Annotated in this window: 20 protein-coding genes; 10 read left to right on the plus strand and 10 right to left on the minus strand. The window is 47.3% G+C overall.

All coding sequences use genetic code 11. The annotated features are described in order from the left end of the window. Positions 1-19 precede the first annotated feature (19 nt). Together NSQ38_RS07100 and NSQ38_RS07105 are read right to left on the minus strand one after the other, a co-directional pair. The gene (locus tag NSQ38_RS07100) at positions 20-2002 is read right to left on the minus strand and encodes an LTA synthase family protein (RefSeq protein WP_339788155.1); all 1983 of its coding nucleotides are present in this window, start codon (positions 2000-2002) and stop codon (positions 20-22) included. Between the two features lie 171 nt (positions 2003-2173). Then, positions 2174-2671 (minus strand): antibiotic biosynthesis monooxygenase, encoded by a 498-nt coding sequence (locus NSQ38_RS07105; RefSeq protein ID WP_036612926.1) that lies wholly within the window; start codon positions 2669-2671, stop codon positions 2174-2176. 136 nt (positions 2672-2807) lie between these two features. On the opposite strand from NSQ38_RS07105, the gene NSQ38_RS07110 reads away from it, so the two are divergent. After that, entirely contained in the window at positions 2808-5120 is a 2313-nt protein-coding gene (locus tag NSQ38_RS07110; RefSeq protein ID WP_339788158.1) for an ATP-dependent DNA helicase, read from the plus strand. A gap of 203 nt (positions 5121-5323) precedes the next feature. Next, on the plus strand, positions 5324-6805 hold the full coding sequence (locus tag NSQ38_RS07115) for an alpha-amylase (protein ID WP_289390588.1): 1482 nt from the start codon (positions 5324-5326) through the stop codon (positions 6803-6805). 448 nt (positions 6806-7253) lie between these two features. Here the strand turns inward: NSQ38_RS07115 and NSQ38_RS07120 are convergent, their stop codons facing one another. Together NSQ38_RS07120 and NSQ38_RS07125 are read right to left on the minus strand one after the other, a co-directional pair. After that, complete coding sequence (locus NSQ38_RS07120) at positions 7254-7532, minus strand: hypothetical protein (protein WP_339311238.1); 279 nt, start codon at positions 7530-7532, stop codon at positions 7254-7256. A 72-nt stretch (positions 7533-7604) separates the two neighbouring features. Next, complete coding sequence (locus NSQ38_RS07125) at positions 7605-8348, minus strand: MBL fold metallo-hydrolase (protein ID WP_339788160.1); 744 nt, start codon at positions 8346-8348, stop codon at positions 7605-7607. Between the two features lie 203 nt (positions 8349-8551). On the opposite strand from NSQ38_RS07125, the gene uxaC reads away from it, so the two are divergent. From uxaC to NSQ38_RS07145, 4 genes are all read left to right on the plus strand, one after another. Further along, positions 8552-9994: a glucuronate isomerase gene (gene uxaC, locus NSQ38_RS07130; protein WP_339788162.1), complete on the plus strand. Its 1443-nt coding sequence runs from the start codon at positions 8552-8554 to the stop codon at positions 9992-9994. Positions 9995-10394: 400 nt separating this feature from the next. Next, on the plus strand, positions 10395-10937 hold the full coding sequence (locus NSQ38_RS07135) for a MarR family transcriptional regulator (protein WP_339788164.1): 543 nt from the start codon (positions 10395-10397) through the stop codon (positions 10935-10937). Further along, a complete protein-coding gene (locus NSQ38_RS07140; RefSeq protein WP_339788166.1) occupies positions 10934-12661 on the plus strand; it encodes an ABC transporter ATP-binding protein in 1728 nt (575 codons plus the stop codon). Before NSQ38_RS07135 ends, NSQ38_RS07140 begins: the two co-directional genes overlap by 4 nt. After that, positions 12658-14535, plus strand: a complete 1878-nt coding sequence (locus tag NSQ38_RS07145; protein ID WP_339788167.1) for an ABC transporter ATP-binding protein — start codon at positions 12658-12660, stop codon at positions 14533-14535. Before NSQ38_RS07140 ends, NSQ38_RS07145 begins: the two co-directional genes overlap by 4 nt. 102 nt (positions 14536-14637) lie before the next feature. Here the strand turns inward: NSQ38_RS07145 and NSQ38_RS07150 are convergent, their stop codons facing one another. Continuing rightward, on the minus strand, positions 14638-15231 hold the full coding sequence (locus NSQ38_RS07150; protein WP_339788169.1) for a hypothetical protein: 594 nt from the start codon (positions 15229-15231) through the stop codon (positions 14638-14640). A 318-nt stretch (positions 15232-15549) separates the two neighbouring features. On the opposite strand from NSQ38_RS07150, the gene NSQ38_RS07155 reads away from it, so the two are divergent. Further along, positions 15550-16446 carry a diacylglycerol kinase family protein gene (locus NSQ38_RS07155; RefSeq protein ID WP_339788172.1) on the plus strand — a complete coding sequence of 299 codons (897 nt, stop codon included), beginning with the start codon at positions 15550-15552 and terminating at the stop codon, positions 16444-16446. 40 nt (positions 16447-16486) lie between these two features. Here the strand turns inward: NSQ38_RS07155 and NSQ38_RS07160 are convergent, their stop codons facing one another. Next, positions 16487-17077 carry a GNAT family protein gene (locus tag NSQ38_RS07160; protein ID WP_339788175.1) on the minus strand — a complete coding sequence of 197 codons (591 nt, stop codon included), beginning with the start codon at positions 17075-17077 and terminating at the stop codon, positions 16487-16489. Positions 17078-17454: 377 nt separating this feature from the next. On the opposite strand from NSQ38_RS07160, the gene NSQ38_RS07165 reads away from it, so the two are divergent. Continuing rightward, a complete protein-coding gene (locus NSQ38_RS07165; protein ID WP_339788178.1) occupies positions 17455-18204 on the plus strand; it encodes a hypothetical protein in 750 nt (249 codons plus the stop codon). Between the two features lie 156 nt (positions 18205-18360). Here NSQ38_RS07165 and NSQ38_RS07170 read toward each other — a convergent pair whose 3' ends face one another. Further along, on the minus strand, positions 18361-18987 hold the full coding sequence (locus NSQ38_RS07170; RefSeq protein WP_339788180.1) for a TetR/AcrR family transcriptional regulator: 627 nt from the start codon (positions 18985-18987) through the stop codon (positions 18361-18363). Positions 18988-19164: 177 nt separating this feature from the next. Between NSQ38_RS07170 and NSQ38_RS07175 the strand changes: the two genes are divergently transcribed. Together NSQ38_RS07175 and NSQ38_RS07180 are read left to right on the plus strand one after the other, a co-directional pair. Continuing rightward, positions 19165-21396 (plus strand): MMPL family transporter, encoded by a 2232-nt coding sequence (locus tag NSQ38_RS07175; protein ID WP_339788183.1) that lies wholly within the window; start codon positions 19165-19167, stop codon positions 21394-21396. A gap of 269 nt (positions 21397-21665) precedes the next feature. Then, the gene (locus tag NSQ38_RS07180; protein WP_091035973.1) at positions 21666-22619 is read left to right on the plus strand and encodes a nucleoside hydrolase; all 954 of its coding nucleotides are present in this window, start codon (positions 21666-21668) and stop codon (positions 22617-22619) included. A gap of 224 nt (positions 22620-22843) precedes the next feature. Here the strand turns inward: NSQ38_RS07180 and NSQ38_RS07185 are convergent, their stop codons facing one another. From NSQ38_RS07185 to NSQ38_RS07195, 3 genes are all read right to left on the minus strand, one after another. Further along, positions 22844-24562, minus strand: a complete 1719-nt coding sequence (locus NSQ38_RS07185; protein WP_339788186.1) for a methyl-accepting chemotaxis protein — start codon at positions 24560-24562, stop codon at positions 22844-22846. Positions 24563-24835: 273 nt separating this feature from the next. Then, a complete protein-coding gene (locus NSQ38_RS07190; protein ID WP_339788190.1) occupies positions 24836-25582 on the minus strand; it encodes a DUF3105 domain-containing protein in 747 nt (248 codons plus the stop codon). Between the two features lie 333 nt (positions 25583-25915). Then, positions 25916-26833 (minus strand): hypothetical protein, encoded by a 918-nt coding sequence (locus tag NSQ38_RS07195; RefSeq protein ID WP_338588991.1) that lies wholly within the window; start codon positions 26831-26833, stop codon positions 25916-25918. Positions 26834-26907: the final 74 nt, after the last annotated feature.

Here is a 26907-nt window from a genome sequence, read left to right on the forward strand (position 1 = left end):
TTCGAGTGAAAAGATTCAATTATTGTGTAGTCTTTCGATCCGGTAGCTGGCTCAAATAACTGTTGGACAAGTGTGCAAGATCCAATGCTCGATCGTACTGTTCCTTTGTTATAAACCGTGAAGAAGATACCTCACTGTTATTGGGTGTGGTGAATGCTGGAGGTACCTTGTCCGCCGAAATTTTCGGTATCTCTTCTGACGGAACATTCAACTGCTGTTGCACGGCATCCTGTCTGCCCGCATCAGCTAGGGAATAATGCGTCCCATCCCCGTATCCTTTCGCGGGAATGAAGAGAGAAGCATCGTTTAGCACGGACCCGGAAGGAAGGTAATATCGTTCGGGTAGCAGGTTTCCGCCTTCACGCAGTAAATCCTGTCCGAAATGTAATTGTTCCTCCAGTGATACTCCGGTGAGTCCGGCAATCGTTGGCAGAATGTCCACCTGGCCTCCAATCTGTTCCAGTTGAACACCCGGGGTAACGCCCGGTGCCGAGATAATGAGTGGAATATTAATCATATCTGCTGATGTGTATTCCCGACCATACAACTCTTTCATGACGACTTTGTCTTCCCGATCCAGTGAGTAGATGGGAAGCCCCAGGTGATCTCCGTACAAGACAAACAAACTATTTTCCCATAATCCCCGCTCTTTCAATCCAGCAATCAACTGTCCAACCGCCTGATCTGCATAATGCTGTGATATCAGATAATCACCGGGCAACGTATCCTTGTAACGCTCTGGCAGCGTCAGTTTCACCTTGTTTTTAGGCAAAGTGTACGGGTGGTGGGCTGACATGGAGATGATATGGGCATAGAAGGGATCGCCCGAAGACTGCATGGATTCCAGCTTATCCAGTGTTTTGGAATATAGGACTTCATCCGAGGCCGAAAAGGCGATAGAGTCCTGTGTGCCAAAATAATCAATATCATAATACTGGTCGAATCCAAGTGCCTTGTATAACTGATCCCGATTCCAGAAACGAACATCATTTGTATGGAATGTAGCTGTCTGATACCCGTTTGCTGACATCAACTTGGGTAGACTTGGCAGAGCTTTATCTGCATATACAGTTGTTGCTGCCCCGTTCGGCGGGGTGTAGAACGATGTGTTCACAACAAATTCTGCATCCGATGTATTTCCCTGTCCCACTTGCTGATAAAAGTTCGGAAAATACAGGCTCTGTCTAGCCAATTGATTCAGATTAGGCGTAATCTCCTGTCCATCTACCTCTAATCCAATCAGGAAGTTCTGAAACGATTCCAACTGGAGCATAATCACATTGCGTCCGCTCGCGGCACCTTGCTCCACAATCGCAGGAAGTTCGGTCGTTTGCTTCAGTTGGTCGATGTCAGTCTGATCAATGTGAGCAATGGGCACAGGTTTATCAGGTCGATCTAGGATGGTGTACGCCTCGTAACCGAGGATGCCCATCTGTTCTGCTTGTGTAAGCTCACTCATGCTGGCCCGATTGGGATAGATGTTAAGCATGCACAGGATCATGGACAGGGTCAGAATGACCGAAGCAACACGTCTTCTGGCACGTCGTTCAAGCGGAATGCGGTTCGGGCGTTCTGTACTCCCGAGTTTGATCCGACGACGAATGAGTATTCCCCCAATGATCAGCACGTCTGCAAAAATAAACAAATAATAGGGATCAAGCAATGAAAACATGCTGCTCTTGACCGAAGTCACCTGATTCACCTGTGCCAACGCGTGATAGTTAACGATTACACCATAGTATTTGTAGTACATGATGGCTGCAAAGAAAATCCCTGAGAGCAGCAAATTCATGGCAAGGTATATCCACATCCGCCGCTTGGCAGCAAACCACTCAATTAGACAGAATCCGATCCAGATGAGCGGCAATTCGGTCAGCAGTGGTTTCCAGACAGGGATGTCATCGAAGATAACAATCCAGGCCAGTGAACTTTTGATCATCATGATAATGGTAAAGAATATAAACGGTCCGCTTAGAAATCGGGTGAGTGAACTGCGTGACAAGGTACCGCCTTCCCTTCCGAAGTTTCATTTAACAAGTATTATCCTATCTCAGCATGGCTGTGTCAAAAATGAGAGCCTTCTACAATTGACGGCAAAAAACCTCTTCCATGCAGGAAGAGGTTCGAAAAAGCATGGGCTACTGCGATAAAAGCCAGATGTGACCCAATTTCGTTATTCTATAGTGTACGTTGTAACGTAAGAAGGTCTGGGGAACATGGTGGGCTTCTGTGCGGTCAGCCCTTCGCTTGTACTGCGGTTACGGTGAGCGTGACTATATGCTTGGGATTCCTGCCAGCCTTTGAAATGTTCCTCCGACTGCCAGAGTGTAAGTACGACATATGTGTCATCCTTCAGAGGACGAAGCACACGAATACCGACAAAGCCAGGCTCGTCTTCTACCTTGCGGGCACGGTTCTTAAACCGTTCTTCGAAATCATTTCGTCCATCCTCTGTGACAGGGATATTGTTGAGAACAGCGTAACCACCGCCAGTCCAGGAGCCTGCGGCATCAAAAGCTTCATATGCGGCTACTTTATCATCAGACTCGATATTCATCAGGCGTTCTGCGGATTCAATAGCCAGACGTACGTGCTCTTCGCTTCGCAAAGTCAGATGCGGGTATGCAGCAAGTGCATCTGGAATCGGTGAAGGAACCAAATAGATATACATAGAAGCTGCCTCCTTATTTAACTTATATACATCAACATAGCATATGGGATTGGGCGAGTCCAATCGGCGGATCAACTGGTTTGAGTACGTCTTTTCATGATAAAGTATAATCACTACAAACAGAACGGGTGATCGTATGACAACAACAATTCGGATATCGGTTAGACCTTTAGTGGAGTATGTGTACCGCAGTGGCAGCATACGTCCAGGGTTCCGGACCAATGCATCGATGCAGGAGGGAACTCGAATTCACCAGCGGGTACAGAAGGAGTACACGGAAGAGGATTTAAAAGAGATTGTGCTCGAGGCTGAGATTCAACATGGGGATCTGACCTATGTGGTGGAGGGACGATGTGACGGGTTAATTCGTCTGGAAGGTCAGTTGACGGTAGATGAGATCAAATCCACTGCGGGCAATCTGGATGATCTGGGAGAAGGTCTTCCAGTGCACTGGGCACAGGCCATGATGTATGCCTACATGTACGCCGTTCAGCAAGATGAACCACGCATGCAAGTGCAGTTGACGTATGTGCATTCGGTAACCCATGAAGAAAGACGGTTTCGCCGAATGGCAGAGCGACAGGAACTGGAGCAGTTTGCGGCAGAAGTGATTGCCGGTTATGCGCCATATGCAGAGATGATCGCTGCGTATGAAGAAAAGCGTGATATCAGTGTGAAAGAGCTGCCGTTTCCTTTTCGCAAATACAGGGAGGGACAGCGGAAGCTGGCAGGAGCCGTATACAAGACGATCCGTGAGGGTCAGGGATTGATGGCGAAAGCACCAACAGGCATTGGTAAAACGATGTCCGTGTTGTTCCCCACAGTCAAAGCGATTGGCGAAGGCGAAGCGAGCCGATTGTTCTATCTGACCGCAAGGACGACGACACGGGTGGCGGCAGAAGAAGCTTTTGCCCGGATGCAATCGGAAGGATTGAAGATGCATGTGATCAGTCTGACCGCGAAGGACAAGATATGTTTTAAGGAAGAGGAAGCTTGTGATAAGGGCCAGTGTGGCATGTGTGAAGGATATTATGACCGTATTAACGGAGCCGTGCTGGACATGCTGGAACATGAGACGTTGATGACACGTCCGGTCATCGAGCAGTATGCGCGCAAACATCGGGTGTGTCCGTTTGAGTTTTCACTGGATGCGGCGTATGCAGCCGATGCGGTGATCTGCGATTATAACTATATTTTCGATCCGCGGATCTCTTTGAAAAGAATGTTGGAGGAGCAGAAACGCAAGACGGTGTTATTGGTGGACGAGGCACATAATCTGGTCGATCGTGGCCGAATGATGTTTTCCGCCGAGCTGGAGAAGGCAGTGTTCCTGGATGTGAAAAGAGAGTTCCAGTCGCTGGACAGCAGTGTGCCTGCTGCCAAAGCCATTGTTGATTACACCGGGGCCATTGATAAGTATCTGATTACCCTTCGGAAAAACGGTGGAGAAGAAGGAAAGATCATCCAGCAGGAAGCACCGGAGGAACTGATTGAACGGCTGGAACCTTTTGTCATGGTCGCGGAGCAATGTCTTGTTGAAGGTGGTTCGGGGAATGCCGAGACGGATCAGCTGCTGTTGGATGCCTACTTCACGGCACAGAATTTCCTGCGCATTGCCAAGCTGTATGATGAACGTTTTATTACGTATGCAGAGTGTGTTCGAAGTGAAGTGAGAGTGAAGTTATTTTGTCTCGACCCTTCGGTACTGCTTCGTCAGACGGCCAAAGGATTCCGCTCCCTCATTCATTTCTCGGCCACATTGTCACCCCTTCGCTATTATCGGGATATGCTGGGTGCAGAGGAAGAGGATTATACATTGCAGATTCCATCGCCGTTTCAGCGCGAACAATTGGATGTGAGACTCCTGCCCTTATCCGTGCGTTATAAGGACAGGGAACAGTCCCGGCGCCCCATTGCGGAGATGCTGCAACAGCTGGTAAGTGAATGGCCGCGCAGCAATCTAATGGTGTTCTTCCCTTCCTATCCTTATATGCGAGAAATCTATGAAACCTATGCACAACTTCCGATTGAAGCGGATACGGTCATACAAAAGCAAGGCATGAACGAACTGGAACGGGAGCAGTTTTTGGATGGATTTCAGCCGAATCCTGAACGAACACGCTTGGTATTTGCCGTCATGGGTGGCGTATTCTCAGAGGGTGTCGATCTGCCGGGAGATCGCTTGAATGGCGTGGTTGTGGTAGGTGCGGGGCTGCCGCAGATTGGTCTGGAGAACAACGTATTACGTGATTACTATGATCGGACAGGACGCAACGGATTCAATTACGCCTATATTTTCCCGGGTATGAACAAGGTGCTGCAGGCGGGTGGACGGCTGATTCGGACAGAGGAAGACAGGGGTGTGCTGGTGCTGGTCGACGATCGTTTTATCCAGGAACCGTATCGTTCCCTGCTGCCCGAGGAGTGGCGGGACTATAAACGAATTTGAATATGATGCATCTCCACAGCAATTTCAATGGAATCAGGCAAATGCTGAACCAAGAAGTTTAACATTTTTCTCAGATTTCTTTCCTTTATATGATTGAAGGGTAGGGTGAAAGGGTTATAACTTGGTTAGCAACGAACGAACAACGGCGATTACCCTATCCGTTCCGCGGTCCGCTTCGAAAGCAATCAAGGAGGTCGGTTATAATGAAGAGAAATCATACCATGATGCAGTTTTTTGAATGGCACCTGGCTGCAGACGGAGATCATTGGAAGCGACTGGCTGAAATGGCCCCGGAACTGAAAGCCAAAGGTATTGACTCGGTATGGGTTCCACCCGTAACCAAGGCAGTGTCAGCAGAAGATACAGGTTATGGTGTATATGATCTGTACGATCTGGGCGAATTTGATCAAAAGGGTACCGTACGGACCAAATATGGCACCAAGCAGGAACTGGTGGAGGCCATTGCTGAGTGTCAGAAGAACGGCATTGCCGTCTATGTGGATCTGGTTATGAATCACAAGGCCGGAGCAGATGAGACGGAAGTGTTCAAAGTGATCGAGGTTGATCCGAATGATCGAACGAAGGAAATTTCTGAGCCGTTCGAAATTGAGGGCTGGACCAAATTCACATTCCCGGGTCGCGGAGATCAATACTCCTCCTTTAAGTGGAGCTCTGAACATTTCAACGGTACAGACTTTGACGCCAAGGGAGAACGAACAGGTGTATTCCGCATCGCAGGAGAGAATAAAAAATGGAATGAGAATGTTGATGATGAGTTTGGCAACTATGACTATCTGATGTTCGCCAATATAGATTATAACCACCCGGATGTTCGGCGCGAGATGATCGATTGGGGGAAATGGCTGATCGATACCCTTCAGTGCGGTGGGTTCCGGCTGGATGCGATTAAGCATATCAACCACGAATTCATCAAGGAATTCGCGGCAGAGATGATCCGCAAACGCGGTCAGGATTTCTACATCGTAGGTGAGTTCTGGAACTCGAACCTGGATGCATGTCGTGAATTCCTTGATACGGTAGACTATCAGATCGACCTGTTTGATGTGTCTCTTCACTACAAGTTGCATGAGGCTTCGCTTGCAGGCAGAGACTTTGATCTCTCCAAAATTTTTGATGACACCTTGGTCCAGACCCATCCTACCCATGCGGTAACCTTTGTAGATAACCATGACTCACAACCCCATGAAGCATTGGAATCATGGATTGGAGATTGGTTTAAGCCGAGCGCTTATGCGTTGACGCTATTACGTCGTGATGGTTATCCGGTTGTATTTTACGGAGATTATTATGGCATTGGTGGACCTGAACCTGTGGATGGCAAAAAGGAGATTCTGGACATTCTGCTGTCTGCCCGCTGCAACAAGGCATATGGAGAGCAGGAAGATTACTTCGATCACGCGAATACGATTGGCTGGGTGCGTCGCGGCGTAGAGGAAATCGAAGGCTCCGGTTGTGCAGTGGTCATCTCCAACGGGGATGACGGTGAGAAGAGAATGTTTATCGGAGAGCATCGTGCTGGTGAAGTCTGGGTGGATCTGACGAACAGCTGTGATGATCAGATTACCATTGAGGAAGACGGCTGGGCCACCTTCCATGTATGCGGTGGAGGCGTCTCGGTATGGGCCCTTCCTGAACAGAATGAGGACTGCGCTGACGCTGAGTAACGGCATGTGCCAGGCAGGATAAGAAAAGGTACACCGAACGCATAAAAACAGTATATAGATCGTTGAATCACCTGAACAGGAGAGCATGCATGCCTGTATTCAGGTGTTTTTTTTTGCATTTTTCTAGGTACAACTAAAACTCCATCCTAACGAACCGAGGGCACCTTATTTGCACTGAATTAGCGTTATTGGAATTCTAACGAATCTCAGTAATCTTATTACTCTCAAAAACGATTGAAATAGCTCCAATTGGAGCAACATCACTAGATTAACGCGTTTGAGATTCGTTAGAATATTGGTAACTCGGATCTCAGCCGAATAAGGCCTCTCAGATTCGTTAGCTTAACGTGGGTTAAGGCTCGCCGCCATAGGCAAACGAATCACTGCTACAAGTAAAAACATGAAATGAGAAAGGAATCAGCTTAGATTTAACAGCAGGATAAGGTTATTACTCTTCAAAATACTGATTCATCGTATCCCACATTCGATTGAACTCACTTCGTTCCATTGAAAATGCTCCAGGCTTCTCAGGTTTATGATGAGAAGTTGGCTCAAAGTTTAAGTATTCATGGTGTGTAGTACACTCATAGTTTTTGCTGTTAATAAGGAATTCAATTCTATCCTTAAAGGGTCTTTCCAGTAATTTAACCACCATGATGTCTCCACTACTGGTGCTTCTTGCAGGAGAATATATCAGAAAGTAACCTTGTTCAAATCGATACTCCATAGCATTTACCTCCATTAGGATACAGAACGATTACGATACGAATCCATCACTTATCTAATACCCTCCGTTTACCTACTCCAGCTCAAATGATTCCAGCGTACCAACCATCCGCAGATCATGCTCGCGGTTGAACTGTTTCCGTCTGTCCGCATCTGCGTACTCGTCATGATAATGCATTAGTACGGTTTTCTGTCTCACTTCTGCGGGTAACTGCTCCAGATCCTTCAATGACGTATGAGATTTGATCACCAGATCATGCATATGACATTCATGGAAAATCAGCTGCACATCGGCGGCAGCTTGCTCCACCCGTTCCTGGTCGAGTGTACTGTCTGCACTGTAATAGAAGTAAGGCTTGGTGAGTAGCCCATTGCTCACCATACCGGGAACATGCTGTGTCCGAAACGTCTCAAACGTCACACCGCCCAGTTCGAATGTGCCTCCATCTGGCAGGGGGACGACATCGTAATAATCGCTCATGGTACGTTCACCATCCGTTGTGTAGCGCATGCCGGGGGATAAAATGTTCCAGAGCGGATCTACCAATTGTTCGTGGATGAACAGACGAGGTTTGCGGTCGCCTACGATCTGTGAGTAGTATCCGAGCATCTGTACACCGTTAATATGATCTTCATGTAGATGCGTAATGAACACATTGTGGATATCGGTCATGGCGAATCCATATTGCTTGAGTGCTTTGGCATTGGATTCCGGAAAATCAATAACCAGATGCGTGTCTCCGAATTCAGCCAGCATACTATTGTGGTGCTGCTCCACGCTGAACATATCTCCTGTGCCGAGAAAAGTAACTTTCAATTCATTTCATCTCCTTGTGTGATCTTCAGATCAGCATCCTTGCATTAAATCCAGTATACCTTGTTCCCGAATATATGCCTAAATCAACCTTTTTTGATAACGCTATCATTTTATATTGAACTTTGATGGCAAACAGTGTAGCGTAAAGATGGGAAGTGAACCCATATGAACGTAAACTCACCTAAAGGGAGCGTGCGAGGCGAATGAAATCTTTTCTGGATGAACAATTTTTGCTGCACAATGAAACGGCGATCAAGTTATATGAGGATTATGCCAAAGACATGCCGATTATTGATTATCATTGCCACCTCAGTCCTCAGGAGATCTACGAGAACAAAACCTTTGGCAATCTTACAGAGGCTTGGTTATACGGTGATCACTATAAGTGGCGGCTCATGCGCGCAAACGGAATTGAAGAGCAATATGTGACCGGCGGCGAAGGAGTGACCGATTACGATCGTTTCCTAGCTTACGCTAAAACGGTACCCATGATGATTGGTAATCCGCTGTACGCCTGGTCTCACTTGGAATTACAGCGATATTTCGGCGTTTATGAAGTATTGAATGAGACAAGCGCCCCAGCCATCTGGGAAAAAGTAAATGCCAAACTGAACAGTGACGGATTCGGTGCACGTGATCTAATTACCAAATCCAATGTCACTGTTGTGTGCACAACCGATGATCCAACGGATTCTCTGGAGTATCACCTGAAGATTCAGGAGATCGAAGGCTTTGATACCGCCGTATTGCCATCCTTCCGTCCGGATAAAGGGCTCGAATTGAACCGCGATACCTTTACAGAATGGGTGGGCAAGCTGTCACAGGCATCTGGCACCGCGATTTCAGATTATGAGTCTTTCCTTACCGCACTGGAGTCCCGGGTGGAATTCTTCCATTCCGTAGGCGGCAGAGTCTCTGACCATGCACTCGATTATGTTCCTTACGGCGTGGCTACACGCGAAGAGGCGGGTGCCATCTTTGCCAAGGCACTTGCGGGTCAGAAGGTAACTCGTGAGGAAGAGGACAAGTACAAGACGGTAACGCTGACGTTCCTTGGCAAACTGTATGCAGAGCGAGGCTGGGTGATGCAGTTCCACATTAATGCAGCCCGTAACAACAATACGCGGATGTTTGCCAAGCTTGGGCCGGATACGGGTTACGATGCAGTCAATGATACGCCACTGTCATCGGCAATGATTGGATTGCTCGACGCGTTGGAGCAGCAACAAGCGCTGCCCAAAACGATTTTGTATTCTCTGAATCCAAGGGACAACGAAGTGCTCGCGGCGATCATCGGCAGCTTCCAGGGCGGGGGCATTCCGGGCAAAATCCAGCTTGGCGCAGCATGGTGGTTCAATGATACAAAGGACGGCATGCTCGCTCAGATGAAGGCACTAGCGAATGTGGGACTGCTCAGCCGATTTGTCGGCATGCTGACTGATTCACGCAGCTTCCTGTCCTACACCCGGCATGAGTATTTCCGTCGTCTCGTCTGCAACCTCATTGGTGAATGGGCCGAACAAGGGGAGGCACCGCAGGATCTGGAGCTGCTCGGTCAGATCGTACAGGGCATTGCCTACAACAATGCAAAAGAATATTTCCCTTTTGCCTCAGTGCCTAGAACAGTCTCTGCTTCACAGTCTTGATGATTAATAAGCGCATTTAATCATGCAAGTTATGCAATATAGGAGATTCTCTAGTTTCTAATTTTAATCGTAATAAAAATGCTCCCATTCTATACCCCGGGTCATCATCCACCGGAGTAACGAATGGGAGCTTCTTTGTAAGTTGAATTCATGGAATTGCACATATTAAGTTTAGCGGGCTCCAATGGAGGCCAAATGACAAAAAACTAATCAAGCGCGTGTAGGCTCTTGGTTATGGGCTAATATTGGTCATTTTTAGATGTTTGACATTGGCTTCTTGCGATAATATACTTAGTACACCTAATTAATTGTGCATCTATTTAATTGTACTGCTATTTAATAGATGTCCTATGATGTTGGATATCTATGGAATGATAAGAGAAAGAAGGAGGGACCCATTATGACTGATATAGATCCGGTCGCTCAGAAGCTTTTGTACTCCATCATGCAGTTTAATAAAGGCAAATGGAGGCAACATAAACCTCATGGGCGCAATCACAATGAAATTATGGTGCTGGCTTGTTTGCTGCATGGTACGCATCCGGGAGAACGTCTGGATTGGCGGGATAATCCGCCAGATTTTGAGAGAGAGCTGAATGAGAGTCGCCCAGGGCTAAAAGTATCGGAAATCAGTGCGTTACTGCGGGTGAAATCACCAACGATAACCCCGGTTATTCGTGGGCTTGAGGACGAAGGGCTGGTGGAACGAACGATGGACCCGAAGGATCGCCGTGCTGTGCGTATCACCATTACGGAGGCAGGGCGAAACATTATTCGGGCGGCACATGAGGAGCGCATGCAAACATTCAACCAGCTCGTCGAGCATTTGGGTGAGGAAGAAAGCATTCAATTGACGGAGTTGTTGACCAAGGTTTATACCTTTTTTGATACAGTGGTTTTCCAACAGACGGAGACGTCCACACAAGGAGATGATACGCCATGATGAAACTGTTTCGCATGCTGAAGCCTTACCGAATACCGATTATCTTCATTCTGGTCTTGGTACTGTTTCAGTCGCTTGCCGAATTGTACCTGCCTACACTAATGGCAGATATTGTGAATGACGGCATCATTAAAGGAGATATCCCGTATATCTGGCAGATTGGCGGATGGATGTTGGTCATCGCGATTGGCGGAACAGCGTGTTCGGTGATCGCCAGTTACCTCTCATCTCGAACAGTGGGTGGATTTGCCAAACAACTGCGCAGCAGAGTTTTCCGCCATGTGGAGAACTTCTCGCTCCAGGAGTTCGATAAGATGGGTACTGCTTCACTGATTACGCGTACGACGAATGACATTACGCAGGTACAGAACGTACTTACGATGATGCTGCGCATGATGATTATGGCTCCCCTCATGTGTATCGGGGGGATCTTCATGGCGGTATCTCAGGACGCCAAATTATCTACGATTTTCCTGGTCGTGCTTCCGGTACTGGGTGGAGCCATTGCGCTAATTGGTGCCAAGGGTTTACCTTTGTTCAAAACCATTCAGAAAAAGCTGGACCGACTCAACCTGGTGCTGCGTGAGCAGTTAACAGGGATTCGGGTTGTTCGTTCCTTTAACCGTGGGGAGCATGAGAAAGTGCGCTTTAACGGTGCCAATACAGAACTGAGAGATTCATCGATCAAAGTTAATGTGCTCATGGCAACCATCATGCCTGTGATGATGCTGGTTATGAACTTTTCAATGATTGCCATCCTTTATTTTGGGGGAATGCGGATCGACAGTGGCAATATGAACATCGGTGCACTGATTGCCTTCATCCAGTATGCAATGCAAATCATGTTCTCACTGATTATGGTTTCGATGATCTTTGTTATGATCCCAAGAGCTTCAGCATCGGCAGAACGGATCAACGAAGTGCTTGATATGCAGCCGGATCTTAGCAATCCCGAGCAGCCTCTTGGCATGAAATCCATGCAGGGTATGATTGAGTTTGACAATGTAACTTTCCGTTATCCGGGCGCAGAGAATCCAGCTTTGTCCAATATCTCCTTCACAGCTCGTTCAGGTGAGACAACAGCCATTATCGGCGGTACGGGTTCTGGGAAATCGACATTGCTCAGTCTTATCCCACGATTTTATGATGTGACCGAAGGTAGTGTTCGGGTAAATGGTACGGATGTGCGTGAACTTCGGCAGGAAGATCTGCGTGCCAAAATTGGCTTTGTACCACAAAAAGCAGTTCTCTTCACGGGTACGATTACGGAGAATATCCGTCACGGGAAAGACGATGCCACAATGGATGAAGTTGTTCATGCGGCCCGTACGGCTCAGGCTGAGAACTTCATTACCGAGATGAAAGAGGGATATGACAGCCTGATCGCGCAAGGTGGTAACAACGTATCTGGTGGACAAAAGCAACGTCTTTCCATCGCTCGGGCACTTGTTCGCCGTCCGGAAGTTTATATCTTTGATGACAGTTTCTCTGCTCTCGATTTCAAAACAGATGCTAAACTTCGTGCTGCGCTGAAGTCCGAAACGACAGAAGCGGCTGTGCTGATTGTCGCACAACGCGTAAGTACAGTAATGGATGCCGATCGCATTCTGGTTATGGATGAGGGCCGAATTGTCGGTTCAGGAACACATAAGGAGCTGCTGGAGCACAATGAAGTGTATCGCGAGATTGTATCCTCCCAGCTGACAGAGGAGGAGATCGCATGAGTGAACGTACAGAACGCAAGTCGCATCGTCCCCCTGGTGGGCCGGGTCCAGGTCCCGGAATGGGCATGCGACCTCCCGCTGAGAAAGCAAAAGATTTCAAAGGCACACTGCGGCGTTTGATTCGTTATCTCCAGCCCCATAGTTCTCGTCTGTTAGGCGTGCTGGTTGCAGCCATTTTGAGTACCGTATTCAGCATCATCAGTCCAAAAGTTATGGCAGAAGGAACGGATATTCTCAGTAAAGGCGCCATTGCCATCCTTCAGGGTGTACAGGGAGCCGGGATTGATTTTCCTGCATTGATGAAAGTATTATATCTGCTTGGCGGACTCTATCTGTTCAGTGCTGCATTTATGTATGTTCAGCAATACCTGATGGCCGGTGTGGCCCAGCGTGTTGTGTATGACATGCGTGAGCAGATCAGTGCGAAGGTTGGACGTCTTCCTTTGAAATATTTTGACTCCCGCACAACTGGGGAGACACTTAGCCGTGCCACGAATGACGTGGACAATATCAGTAATACACTTCAGCAAAGTTTGGCACAGTTCATTACGTCTATCGTCACAATTGTCGGCGTAATTATCATGATGCTGACGATTAGTCCATGGATGACGCTGATCACGATTTTGACGTTGCCACTCAGTGTGGTTGTTGTCATGCTGGTCGCATCCCGTTCGCAGAAACACTTTGCGGGTCAACAGAAATCCCTTGGGGAACTGAATGGTCATGTCGAAGAGATGTACACGGGACACAAGGTTGTCAAAGCATTTGGACGTGAAGAACAATCCGTACAGCAATTCGAGAAGGTCAATGAAGAGCTGTATGAATCTGGCTGGAAAGCCCAGTTTATCTCGGGTATTATTATGCCGCTCATGAGTTTTGTCGGTAACCTGGGTTATGTGCTGATCTGTGTGGTTGGTGGGATTTTCGTTACACGCGGATCGATCTCTATCGGGGATATTCTGGCCTTCACACAGTACTCCCGTCAATTCACACAACCGATTAACCAGATTGCAAATATCTCCAATATCATTCAATCAACGATTGCTTCGGCAGAACGAGTATTCGAGTTGCTGGATGAAGAGGAAGAAGTTCCGGAGTCCAAACAACCCGTGCAACTACAGCAGCCTAAAGGTGCGGTTGCATTCCAAGGTGTTAACTTTGGATATAAAGAAAATGAACTGCTCATTCATAACATGAATATTGATGTAAAACCGGGACAGACGGTAGCCATTGTTGGACCAACGGGAGCCGGTAAAACCACCCTGATCAACCTGTTAATGCGTTTCTACGAAATTCAGGATGGTCGGATTACGATTGACGGTGCCGACATTAAGGACATGGAGCGTGGCAAGCTGCGTAGTCTGTTCGGCATGGTGCTTCAGGATACCTGGTTGTTCAACGGAACGATTCGGGACAACATCGCGTATGGTCGAGAAGGTTCTACGGAAGAGGATGTCATCAAGGCAGCCGTTGCGGCACATGCGGATCACTTTATCCGTACACTACCTGATGGTTATGATACGGTGCTGAATGAAGAGGCGTCGAACATCTCTCAAGGGCAGAAACAGTTGCTGACCATTGCAAGAGCGATCCTTGCTAACCCGGCCATTCTCATTCTGGATGAAGCGACGAGTAGCGTGGATACACGGACTGAAGTATTTATCCAGAAAGCAATGAATGATCTGATGAAGGATCGCACAAGCTTTGTCATTGCACACCGTTTGTCTACCATTCGCGGTGCCGATCTGATCCTGGTTATGGATCATGGTAACGTGATTGAACAGGGCAATCATGATGAATTGATGGCAAGTCAGGGCTTCTACGCGGATCTGTACAATAGTCAGTTTGCGGAGCAACAACCGCAGGCGATCTGATTACAGATGTAACTAACAAGAATAGCCGGGAGTACCCTTAGGGGTGCTCCCGGCTATTTGTCGTATCTCCAGAGGATTGACGCTGAGATATGAATTATTTATTTACTGATCCTTAGTCTCCTTTGCAGGTTCATCTGCTCCGTTGCTAGAGATCGAGTTCACTTCTACTTTCACGTCGTCGCTGTTCACTTCCTCCAGCGCAGACGGAGCGGGTTCACCCGGAATCAATTCGCGCTGCTCAATCATACGTTTCACAACCTCATAACAGTCATCCACATGTTTGTTACCCACATATCGCATGGCTGTAAAGCTGAGTGCGGCAGCCAGTCCCTGTCCTGCAAAGGGGACAAATTTGGCGACGGATTTGGTAGCTACGCGTACGCCGACTCTTTTCAGAACCTGTACCACCAATTCCTTGGTGATCATACGACCGATGACTTTGCTTCCGATGGACATGACGAATCCATAGATCATGGATTTGGTCTCAGGGTCCATGCCGTCCAGCTGTTTTTGTGATAATCCAAATTTATTGTTAATGGCAGGCAACAGCTGCATCAGCATCCCCACATCAGCCAGTACGTCTGTACCGGGCAGCGGAACGAGTGTTGTACCGGCGGAAGCGGTAGCTCTTTTGCGAACCATGGTACGGCATTCCTTGCGAACTTGCTCCAATTGTTCCAACGTTGCCGGAATCATAGGGAATCCCTCCATTCGTATATGGTATAGATATAACCGTTTTGACTCGATTTGAATGGGTTCTCACCAGCAAAATTTGCAGCCTTATGACATTAAGGTGCGGAGAAACCCTTTTTCTCATGCATACATCTGGTTAAACAAGGAAATGGTTTATGGATAAACGGGCCATCTAGCTATTACGAAATGAATGAGGATTAGGATGCATATCCGGTTGGGGAACCTATTTGAAATCATGATGAGTACTTAGCGCAAGGCTTGTTTACGGCTTCGACCTTTGTGGGTAAAGGTTAACAAGCATTGGAATGGAGGAAGAGAAGGATGGAGTTTAACAAAGCGTTGTTAATTCATCATCATCATTCAGGCAAGGCCAATCGTGAGAATACAGTGGGACTTGTGGCTGGTGTGCTGGCTCCAGCTGTGCATGAACTCGTCATTGTGCGTACGGATGAACCGGGTGAAGGGGAGAAGCTGTGTCGTGAGCGCGGGGAGCAATTCGATGTGGTGTTTATCCTGGGTGGGGATGGCACAGTACATGAATGCGTGAATGGACTGGCTGATCTGCAACATCCTCCGTTGATTGGTGTATTGCCTGGAGGTACCTGTAATGATTTTGCGCGTTCGCTCGGCATTTCACCGGATGCAGAGATTGCCGCACAAGAAATGTTTGCAGGTCGGGTGGTATCCATTGATGTTGGACGAGCTAATGATCGGGTGTTCACGAACTTTTTCGGTATTGGCTTAATCAGTGATGCATCGCAGAATATTAACGAGAATCTGAAAGGCGCGCTGGGTAAGCTCAGTTATTTTATCAGCACGTTGCAGACGATTAGTCATACAGAGCCGTTTCGTTATCAATTGGAGGCAGACGGGAAAAAGATGGAAGGCGAAGCCGTGATGATCTATGCAGCCAACGGCCGTTTTCTGGGAACCAATGCATTACCCTTTGCACCGGATGCGTTGCAGGATGGCGAACTGGACGTGCTCATTATTCATGAGACAGGCATTCCGCTGCTGCGAGAGATTCTGTCGCACAAGCCGGAGGGAGATTGGCAACCTCAGAGTGAGAGTATTTCATACTTCAAGGCATCTACACTAAAAGTGAAGACGGATGTCCCGATGTCAGCTGACACGGACGGCGAATTGTATATGAAGACCCCCGCCGAGCTTTCGGTGCTGACGGGTCATCTGAAGTTTCTAACCGGGGAGGGTTATTAGATCCCCCGGTTTTTTAGGTTGATTTTAGCTGATCGGAAACTTAAACATTCCCTACCTGATCTTTCATATGACGTTGCCTAAACTCATCCTCCAGCATGCTCATCTGAATGGCATCATGGTATTGATGATTGTAGAACAAGACATCCCGCTTCACACCCTCGCGCTGGAATCCGAGTTTCTCATACGTGCGAATGGCTCGCTCGTTGAAGGCGTACACCTCAAGCTCGATTCGATGCAAGTTACAGATGCCGAAACCGTAGTCCAGCATAAGCAGCAACGCCTCGCTACCGTAGCCTTTTCCTTGATGCTCCGCCTGATCGATGGCAACCCGGATATGTGCACTGCGATTCTTGGCATGCATGTCCATCAGGACGACATCTCCGATGATCTGATCATTTTCCTGTAAAGCAATTAGTAACATGAGTCTGGAGTCATCCTGTGCTGCGTTTTCAACATAACGTTCAACCTGAGCACGTGTAAAACTGTTCTGTGTACCCGTCAGCCTACGCATCTCGGCGTCAAACAGGCTGGGGAAATAAGCATCCACATCTGTAATCTCGAAAGGACGCAGGTATATGCGCTGCGTTTCCAGCAGACGGGGGATAAGTGGGGAAGGTTTTGGTGGTGACATGGTTGTTTCCTCCTATGGGTTCAAGGCTAGTGTTATTCATGTTATGTATCGTATTAATCAACGGGAAATAGATAATTAACAACACTCTACCATATTTTCTCATGCTTGTAGCTATAATGGTCGATATAAGTATTGTCGTGCTTGCTAAGTCGAAGAGAAACCTGGTTTGAAGATTCGTATTACTCTGCTCGAATTACATATTTTGATTTGCTGTACTGTATACATAGCTGCGTTGTAGTAAACCAGACATTCATAGTTTTAAAGAGACGTATCAGTTTACCTTAGCAGGCCGATAGATTCTATAAGAATAGAAATGGGGATTTAACGAAATGCGAAAGTTAGAGAATTGTTTGAAGTGGTTTACTGTTTTTTTAATTTTGGCTACACCGCTGTTTACTTCACCTGGACAGGTCTTAGCAGCGAAAAAAGAAATCTATATTACTCTTTCTGGTGAGAAACACAGATATGTGGGAGAAGTCAAAAATGGTGTTCCTAATGGTAAAGGAATATCCTACTTTCCAAATGGGAAGAAGAGCTTTGAAGGTAAGTTTGTAGCGGGAATGCCTCATGAAGGAAAAAGGTATAACGCAGATGGAAAGCTGTACTCGGATATTTCTAATGGACAGGGAAAGACTTATTACCCAAATGGAAAGTTTAATTATGTTGGTAAGGTGGATAAGGAAACATGGCTTCCTTCAGGTAAGGGTACCGAATATTATCCAGATGGAACGGTTAAATATAAGGGTGATTTTTTGAATGGTTCGTTTCATGGTCAAGGTAAGTGGTATACAGAATATGGTGAAATGTTCTATCAGGGTACGTTTAAGAATGGTTTGCCACAGGGACAAGGTAAAGCATATCAATATGGAGAAATTGCCTATGTTGGTGCATTTGATAAAGGAGTACCCACGTATTCTGGCAAAATTAAATTGTACGAAGATGGTGTAATCATCTATGATGGGCAGGCTAAAAATGGAGCTATTACCGGCAAAGGTAAAGGGTACTTAAACGGTAAGTTAGTCTATGTGGGCATGTTTAAAAACGGAAGACCAACGGGTGAAGGTAAATTCTATACGGAGAATAGTAGTGATGGCCCTAATATATCTATTTATATCACTGTCGATTAAGTACCAGGTAAGTAATTACAGGATCAATTCAAAACTTTCAGGAGCAGAGTCCTATAATCATGATTAGATTTTAACCAATAAACCATCGGTAGGTGTGTTCATTGCATCGCCCGATGGTTCTTTGGCATAACTACTTTTGAGATACAGCTATATATTTTAGTTCCGCTTAACCGCTCCATCCAGAAATAGCGCCACCAGTTCCCGTGCGAGTTCCTCAATGCTGCCGTCATTCATGTTGCGTACATCTTCGCGGTTCGCGAGCATCAGCAGTGACGTAAATGCATGGGCAAGCAGCATGGGGTTCCCGACCCGCAAGTAACCATTGTCCATCTCCTTCTGAAAATGGGTGGCTAGCACTTCAAATATGCGAACCTCCGCTTCTCGAATCTGGGCGAGTTGCTCCGTATCCAGATGTTTCTCGGCTTCTCGCATCATGCTCTCCGTTTCAATATGGGAGTGTTGCATCTTCGCTTCCGCAACCTTGATCAGCCGCTCTTGCAGCGTACCAGGTTCTCCCAGACGGAGCGAAGTCTGCTGCATGCCCATCGCCATCATGCGGGTAATGGCAACAGTGAACAGATCGGCTTTGCTGGAGAAGTGATAATAGATCGATGCTTTGGTTACATTGCATAAAGAAGCAATCTGCTGGAGAGAGACGGGTTCATACCCGTATTCCATAAACAATCGTGAAGCTGTCATCAATATGTTGGATTGCACAGATGCTTGATCCACACCTGTTTTGGGTCTACCCGGTGAACGGGGAATGTTTGTTTTTTTGCTCATAAGTACATACCTCTTTACGTATTTAATTGCTTGTTAGAAGTGTTCACAAAATTAGGCATTGCAAAATTAACCTTCCGGTATATATAATTAACTCGATTATACTATGACCCGTGGTTCATTACTACACCATCACATAAATAGGGCTTCATAGAAACAGAATAGGGAGATGAAGAGACAATGCAGGAAGGTTCGGGTTACGGCCGCTGGGTTGCCGGCAAACGAAGCAAATGGATTACACTGTTGGTATGGATCATTATCGCCGTTGTGCTTGGCATGGTATGGCCTGCTGTAGGTGATCGTGAAACTAATAACGCGCAGGATCTAAGTGATTCCAAACCATCGGTTCAGGCAGCTGCACTTGCTGAGAAGGAATTCCCTGGCGGTGAAGGATTGCCCGCGCTGATCGTATGGCGTCAAGCCGGCGGTCTGACGGATGAGCAGATTCAGAACATTCAGGCATTAACGGAACGACTGGATCAAGATCCGGTAGAACAACAACAGTCCGTTGTGCCACTCTATCAATTACCACCACAGGCATTGAAAGGCCAGCTTTCGGAAGACGGAAGTACTTTGGTTATGCCACTTTTCTTCAATGAAGGTGCCGATTCGGAACAATTGAAGGAAGCTATTGAAGCACTTGAGCAAAAAACACAAGACATCTTCGGGTCAAACCCGTTCGATGTAGCCATAGATGATACCAATACACTGATTGCCCGTGTGACAGGACCAGTAGGGATATCCATTGATGCGAGCGGGCTATTCTCTTCCGCCGATGTATCCTTGCTGATTGCTACGGTTGTACTGGTTTTAGTACTGCTGTTGTTGATCTATCGCTCGCCAGTGCTGGCGATTATCCCGATCATTGCCGTTGGATTCGCGTATATGGTGACAAGCCCCATTCTCGGATTCATGGCGGATCAGGGCTGGATCACGGTGGACGCACAGTCGATCTCGATCATGACCGTATTGTTATTTGGAGCAGGAACGGATTACTGCCTGTTTATGATCTCCAGATACCGTCAAATTCTCTATCATGAGCCGGATAAAAAGAAAGCTATCTTCCAGGCAATCACCGGATCTTCCGGCGCCATTGCCATGAGTGGATTCACGGTCGTTGCAGCACTACTGGTGCTGTTGCTGGCTGAATATGGTGCATATCATCGCTTTGCCGTACCATTCAGTCTGTCCATCTTTATCATGTTTATTGCAAGTCTGACGCTGGTTCCGGCACTTCTTGCGATCTTTGGCCGGGGTTCATTCTACCCGTTCGTACCACGTACACATGAGATGGAAGTGGAACGTGCGAAGAAAAAAGGAAAACCGGCTCCTGCCCCGCGCAAAGTGAAGGAAAGCTGGATTGGCCGTGTTGTAGTAACAAAGCCATGGACCGTTCTTGCAATTACGTTGGTATTGCTGGGAGGACTGGCGGCATTTTCTACTCAGGTTAAATTCACGTATGATCTGTTGTCTTCTTTCCCGGAGGATGTGCCTTCCCGCGAAGGTTTCACCGTCATCGGTGAACAGTTCTCCCAAGGTGAGCTGGCTCCAGTGAAAGTGATCGTTGATGCCGAAGGCAAAGAAACTGATCTGAAGCAGCGTCTCGAATCGCTGGATTACATTAGCAAAGTAGGCGATGCCCAGCAGGGCGCCGAGAATGCCAACATTACCGCCTTTGACGTGGAATTTAATCTGAATCCATATTCCATGGAGGCAATGCAGCATATTCCAGATCTGCGGGCTACTGCGGAACAGGCGCTTCAAGAAGCTGGTGTAGCTAATGTGGACAGTCAGGTCTGGATCGATGGTCAGACGGCTGAACAGTATGACATTGAAGTGGCTGGAGAACGGGATGCCAAGATCATTATTCCCGTGGTCATCGGTATGATTACATTGTTATTACTATTATATCTGCGTTCAGTTGTAGCTACGGCGTATCTGATTGCAACGGTTGTTCTGTCGTATTTCTCTGCACTGGGTCTGGGTTGGATCATCATTCACTACGGACTTGGCGCAGATGCCATTCAGGGAGCGATTCCGCTGTATTCCTTCGTATTCCTCGTGGCACTGGGTGAAGACTACAACATCTTCATGATCTCTAGCATCTGGCAGAAACGCAAAACGATGCCGCTTCGTCAAGCGATTAGAGAAGGTGTTGGCGAGACAAGCTCTGTTATTACATCTGCAGGTCTGATCTTGGCAGGAACATTTGCGGTACTTGCTACATTGCCAATTCAGGTGTTGGTGCAGTTTGGTATAATCACAGCTGTTGGTGTGATGTTGGATACCTTCCTGGTTCGTCCGTTCATGGTGCCGGCTATCACCGCATTGCTGGGCAAATGGGCTTTCTGGCCAGGCAAGTATGTTCCAATTGCAGAGAAGAATGAGGAGAAACAGAACCAGTCCGTGTAATGCATGGATTGGTGAGATGGACAGCGGTGCTTGAAGCCTGCTGTCCATTTCTTTATTTTCCGAACGATGATGACCTCAACCCGTTGTCCTCCTGAGATGGAATGGTGGAACTGTAAAATATCCGCAGGATGAGGCATGATCCTGGCTTTCTTTGTATGGGGAAGGTTTACGTAACCAAGTGTTTTGGGACATAATAGAGGAAGCGTCGGCCTTGGGCAGACGATAGAATTAACAACAATGGGACAACCAGGGGAAGGATGAAAGCAAGCATGACGAACCAACTTAATGTGTATTTCAACCATGACGGCGGCGTGGATGACCTCGTATCGCTGTTCATGCTTCTGCAAATGGACAATGTACATGTAACCGGCGTATCGGTTATTCCGGCAGACGGATATCTGGAGCCAGCAACAGATGCCAGCCGTAAAATTATCGATCGTTTCGGTACATATTCCGTAGAGGTATCCAAATCCAACTCCAGAGGGAAAAATCCATTTCCTGCGGCGTGGAGACTGCATTCCTTCTATGTAGATGCACTTCCAGTACTGAATGAATCCGGCAAAATGGAAGCACCACTCTCTACTGTTCCAGCACACCAGCATCTGATCGAGAAAGTGCGCAATACCGAAGGCAAAACGTTGCTCCTGTTCACAGGCCCACTGACTGACCTTGCGCGTGCACTCGACGAAGCACCAGACATTGAAGAGAAAATCGACAAGCTGGTATGGATGGGTGGCACATTTGAGCGTGGTAACGTAGAAGAGCCTGAGCATGATGGTACAGCTGAATGGAACGTATTCTGGGACCCGGAAGCGGCTTATCGTGTGTGGCAGAGCGGCATACAGATCGATCTGGTTGCACTGGAAAGCACAAACAAAGTACCTCTGACACCAGCTGTTCGTAACCGCTGGGCAGCAGAGCGTCGCTTCGAAGGCGTTGACTTCTTGGGTAACTGTTACGCAGGTTGTCCGCCACTGGTGTACAGTGAGACAAATTCCACATACTATCTGTGGGATGTGCTGACAACGGCTTCCGTTGGACGCGAGGACATCGTGAAGAAGAAAACCGTAAACTGCATTGTCATCCCGGATGGTCCTAGCCAGGGCCGCACGGTGGAGCAAGCAGACGGACGTCCAGTACAACTGGTGTATGATACCGATCCGGAAGCGTTCTTTACGTACATGACGGATTTGGGTAAAAAAGCTGCTCCGCAGCGCTACTAATTCAGGCAGCCTCTGGGCTTGCCATCCTTAAAGGTACAACAAAAATAAAGCCGCAGGCAGTGTCCGGAAATGGGGTTGATCCCATAATCCCGTCCCTGCCGTGCGGCTTTTTGCTTTGGGCTGATTTATATAGATTGATAACAGCGATTGGAAGTTTGTTCTGTCATCGAAGTGGCATGTGTGAATATTCTTAAGTTCAATCTGTATAACAATCTAGCTGCCCGCTATATTTTAAATCGACTAATCAATCCGTTCAGCTCACTGGACAATACCCGCAGAGATTCGGCAGATGCACGCATCTCATCCATGGATTGCAGCTGGCTTCCGGTAGCATGGGACACCTGTTGGATACTTGAAGAAGATTCGCGCGAGATATGTTCCATATCCTCCACGGAAGCGGACACTTCTTCCGCACTGGCAGACAGCTGCTCGGATGCTGCGGATACTTCGTGCAGACGTTCATTCATCGTTTCAATTCCGGTATGAATGGATGTGAACGAACGGCCTGCCTCCTGAACAACAGCGAGACCGGATTGGACTGCTGATGTGCTGGCAGACATATGTTCTGACAACAGGGCAGTCTGGCGTGTCATCTCGGCGATCAGTTCGGTTACATGCTGGGACGATTGCTCTGATTCCCCCGCAAGCTTGCGAACCTCTGAGGCAACCACCGCAAACCCGCTGCCATACTCTCCTGCACGAGCCGCTTCAATACTTGCATTAAGTGCGAGCAGATTGGTCTGTGAAGCGATGCCTTTCATCAGATGTGCCACCGATTCAATTTTACCTGAGTACTGCTCCAGCTGAGAGGTGGAGGCCACCATCTGCACATTTGCTTGATGAATTTTGTCCATACTGTCCATTGCCGTGTTGATGTTGGCTTGACCTTGCACCGCGTTATTGGTCGTTTCCTGTGAGACATCTGCGACCATAGAAGAAGAATTGGCAATATGCTGCATGCTACGCGTAATCTCTTCCATGGCTACTGTGACTTCGCCTGCACGTGCCACCTGTTCGGCAGCTCCATTGGCCGTATGATTGGTATGCTCGGCAATACGCTGACTGGCTTCGGCAGTCGCCTGTGAATGTTTCGATACACCTTCTGCAGCCTCTAGCAGAGAATCGGAGCTTTGACGGATGCCCGTCATGACATCCCGGGTACCTGTAACCAGATGTTTGAACTCGGAAGCGAGCTGTCCCACCTCGTCCTTGCGACTAAGTTCAACGTTGACGGTCAGGTCGCCTTTTCCTACCTGGGTAATTAACTTCTTCAACTTCACCAATGGTCGGGTCAAGTAATGGGCGAATCCATACACCAGCAAGACACTCAGCAGAACAATAGCCAAGGCTGTCCAGATCATGGTCATACGGTTGCGGGACATCAGTTCATAGACCGCAGTGGAGTCCAGATCCGCACCGACCAGCCCCAGTACTTTTCCGTCAGCCCCATGGATCGGCACATACGCAGTAATGGTAGCGCCATATTCATCCTGTGTGAGTTCACCCCGAATAGGTTCATTCTGTTCAAAAGCTTGCAGCATTCCTTCATAATGGGTCTCTTCTGCGGAACCGTAAGGGGAGAAGTCATCCTCTGCCACATCCGCAGCAGCCCCATCCACAACGTAGAAATATGTATTTGTTCCATTTTCTTCGCGAGTACCAAGTGTGTACAGATATTTGAGCCCATTGGCCTCGCGCAGTTGACTAAGCTGCTCACGCAATGTGCCATAATACGCAGTCTCGTCCTGTCCGGTACTGAGTGGTGCATACAGAGAGGTGTCAATTATTGCTACTGCCCGTTCAGCCACAGCCTGTGCCTGCATCCCCATGGATTGTTCGACCAGTTGAGCCGATGAACGGTACATGGTAATGCCGAGAACCGCACCCGCGGCTAGCATCAGACAGGAAAAAAATAAAAAGATCCTCATAAACAAACTGTTCATTGGTAAAAGTGTTCCCCCTTGATCTGTTGAATCAATCGTCTCTTTGTCTCTTTACTTCGTGTTTGTCGTTCTTCATTGGTTCGTATGTATTGTATATCCAATATACAGTTTTCTACTTGAAATATCGGCATCCGGTCCATAAAGAATTAGCCCCCGAGTCAATTTGATCCGGGAGCTAGTTTCGTTTCAATCCTATATTGACCATGCCCATCATTGGAAGAAACCTCATGGTTACTCCTTAGAGGGGCTTCATATAACTTAGTGATTACCTGATTACATTGTTCCGCCGCCCTGGCGAACAGAGGCAGGAATCTTTTCAGGTCCCTGATTAATATATTTATTGATAAAAGTACCTACTTTGGCATCGTCGAATTGGTCGAGCTTCATCGTTTTGGTCCATGCGGTCACCACGACTTCACTGCCTTCGGGAATATCCTTGTTGGGTACAGCCAGAATACCTGCTCCGGCTTCGCGGAATTTGGCGAGGTATTTCAGATGTTCCTTCAAATCCTCGCTTGCGTTCTCACGATAATAGATGATGATATCCCCGTGCTCCAGATTGTGTACCAGGTAATTGTAACCCGGGAAGTCGTTGTAAAATCCAAACTTGATATCATGCGGGTTATGCGGCCCTGAAGTCGGGATCTTCATCTCATACTGAATAGGGTCCTCCGTATGGTCAGCCCCGTAATATTTATCGTCCGTCACGTCGATTGTCGCGTTGGACTCCAGATCAGCTACATTATATGTTTTACCTGCCCCTTGCATGAAGAACAGACTAAACGTAATAATCGACACAGCCATCATTACGTGTGCAGCCAGCCGAAGGGAGCGACTTTTTTTGTGGATGTCCGCGCGTTCTTTCTTTTTCATGTGGCCCAGGATTTTGCCCTGTGTGCGTGATGCCCAGATATAGGCGGCGATGGAGAACAGCAACACGATTACACCTACGATGAGCCACAGGTAGGATGTACCTGCCTCGTGCTCCATTTGCATATGATTCATATGAGTCATGTCCATAGAGAGTTCCTCTGCTTTCTTTAAAGAATAATTGATCAATACACTACACTACATAACGTAGTGTTTATGGCAATGGTGAATTATTTAATTACGTAACAGGAGTTGCTGGACTCGTCTATTACGTAAATAAGAACATACCTATTGCACTACACATTATAGTGTATGAAACATGCTCAGCGCAATGCTGCCTTGGAAAACCAAAAAAAGGCGTTCCCCGCGTGAGCAGGGAACGCCTTAATATAAATCTAAAGAGTCAGTAAAATTTATATTTATTGAAATAACCAGTTACACGAAACGTAGAGGACAGAATAGCTTTATTCCAACTGAACTATTTTACAGACGTCCAAAAGGTGAAAGCATCAGACTGATGAGTCCAATAATAATCTCACCGAGCAATCGATACAGAATAAAGAATATGACCGCATTGGCGATGAGTACGCTGTACATGCTGTCGATGGCTGCTTTGGTGCGATTCAGTGGATATTGGAACAGCACCGAGTTCAGAGCGACAAAGACAATGATATATGAGACAGCAAGCAAGGAGATCGCGATGGAATAAGAGATGATAATAAACAGATTCGCCAGAACAAGGGATACTACAGCAGGAACAAGCAATGTACCGAACTGGGCAACCAGTGTTTTGGGACGGAAGGTTATTTTTTCAATCTTCAGAATAGCGTACATCAGTGCAATAGAGGCAATCAGAATAATGATGGTGAACAATAGCGGTCTTAAAAATCCACCAATGAACAAGCCGTCCATGCCTATGCGACTAAAGGTAATTAAGAAGTATGTAGAAGATAGAACTGCAATCAGCGCCATCGTTAGCCATCCGTTTAGGGAATGCTGGTCGCCAACAGTTTTCATCGTCTGATAAGGACGGGCCAATACACTGAGGAAATAGGATAGATACTGTTTGCTTACTTCTTTGGCTTGCTGAACTTTCTCATTCTGCACAATATTATTCCACTGATTGGAGCTATTGTCTCCTGCAGAAGCATGGTCATTGGTACCTGTTGATTCTCTCGCCTGTTCCTTGTGAATGGATACGGATGGTGTGTTGGATGGAGCGGATGCCTGGGAAGAGGTAGCCTGTGTGCTGGACCAACGGGTATATTCGGGTTCGGAAGCAGCAGCAGATTCCGGGTTCGGTACAGGAGTTGGTGATGAGGTTGTTTGCGTTAGATTAGAGCCGCACCTCTCGCAAAAATGGGCATCTCCATTTTCATGATTACATACTGGACATTTCATGGTATAAGCCTCCAATTTCTAGAAAATAAAAACATGTCAACATTGTGTCTCATTTTAACGGTTGATGACGAAGT

It is taken from the genome of Paenibacillus sp. FSL R7-0313, from assembly GCF_037969885.1.
Lineage (GTDB): Bacteria > Bacillota > Bacilli > Paenibacillales > Paenibacillaceae > Paenibacillus.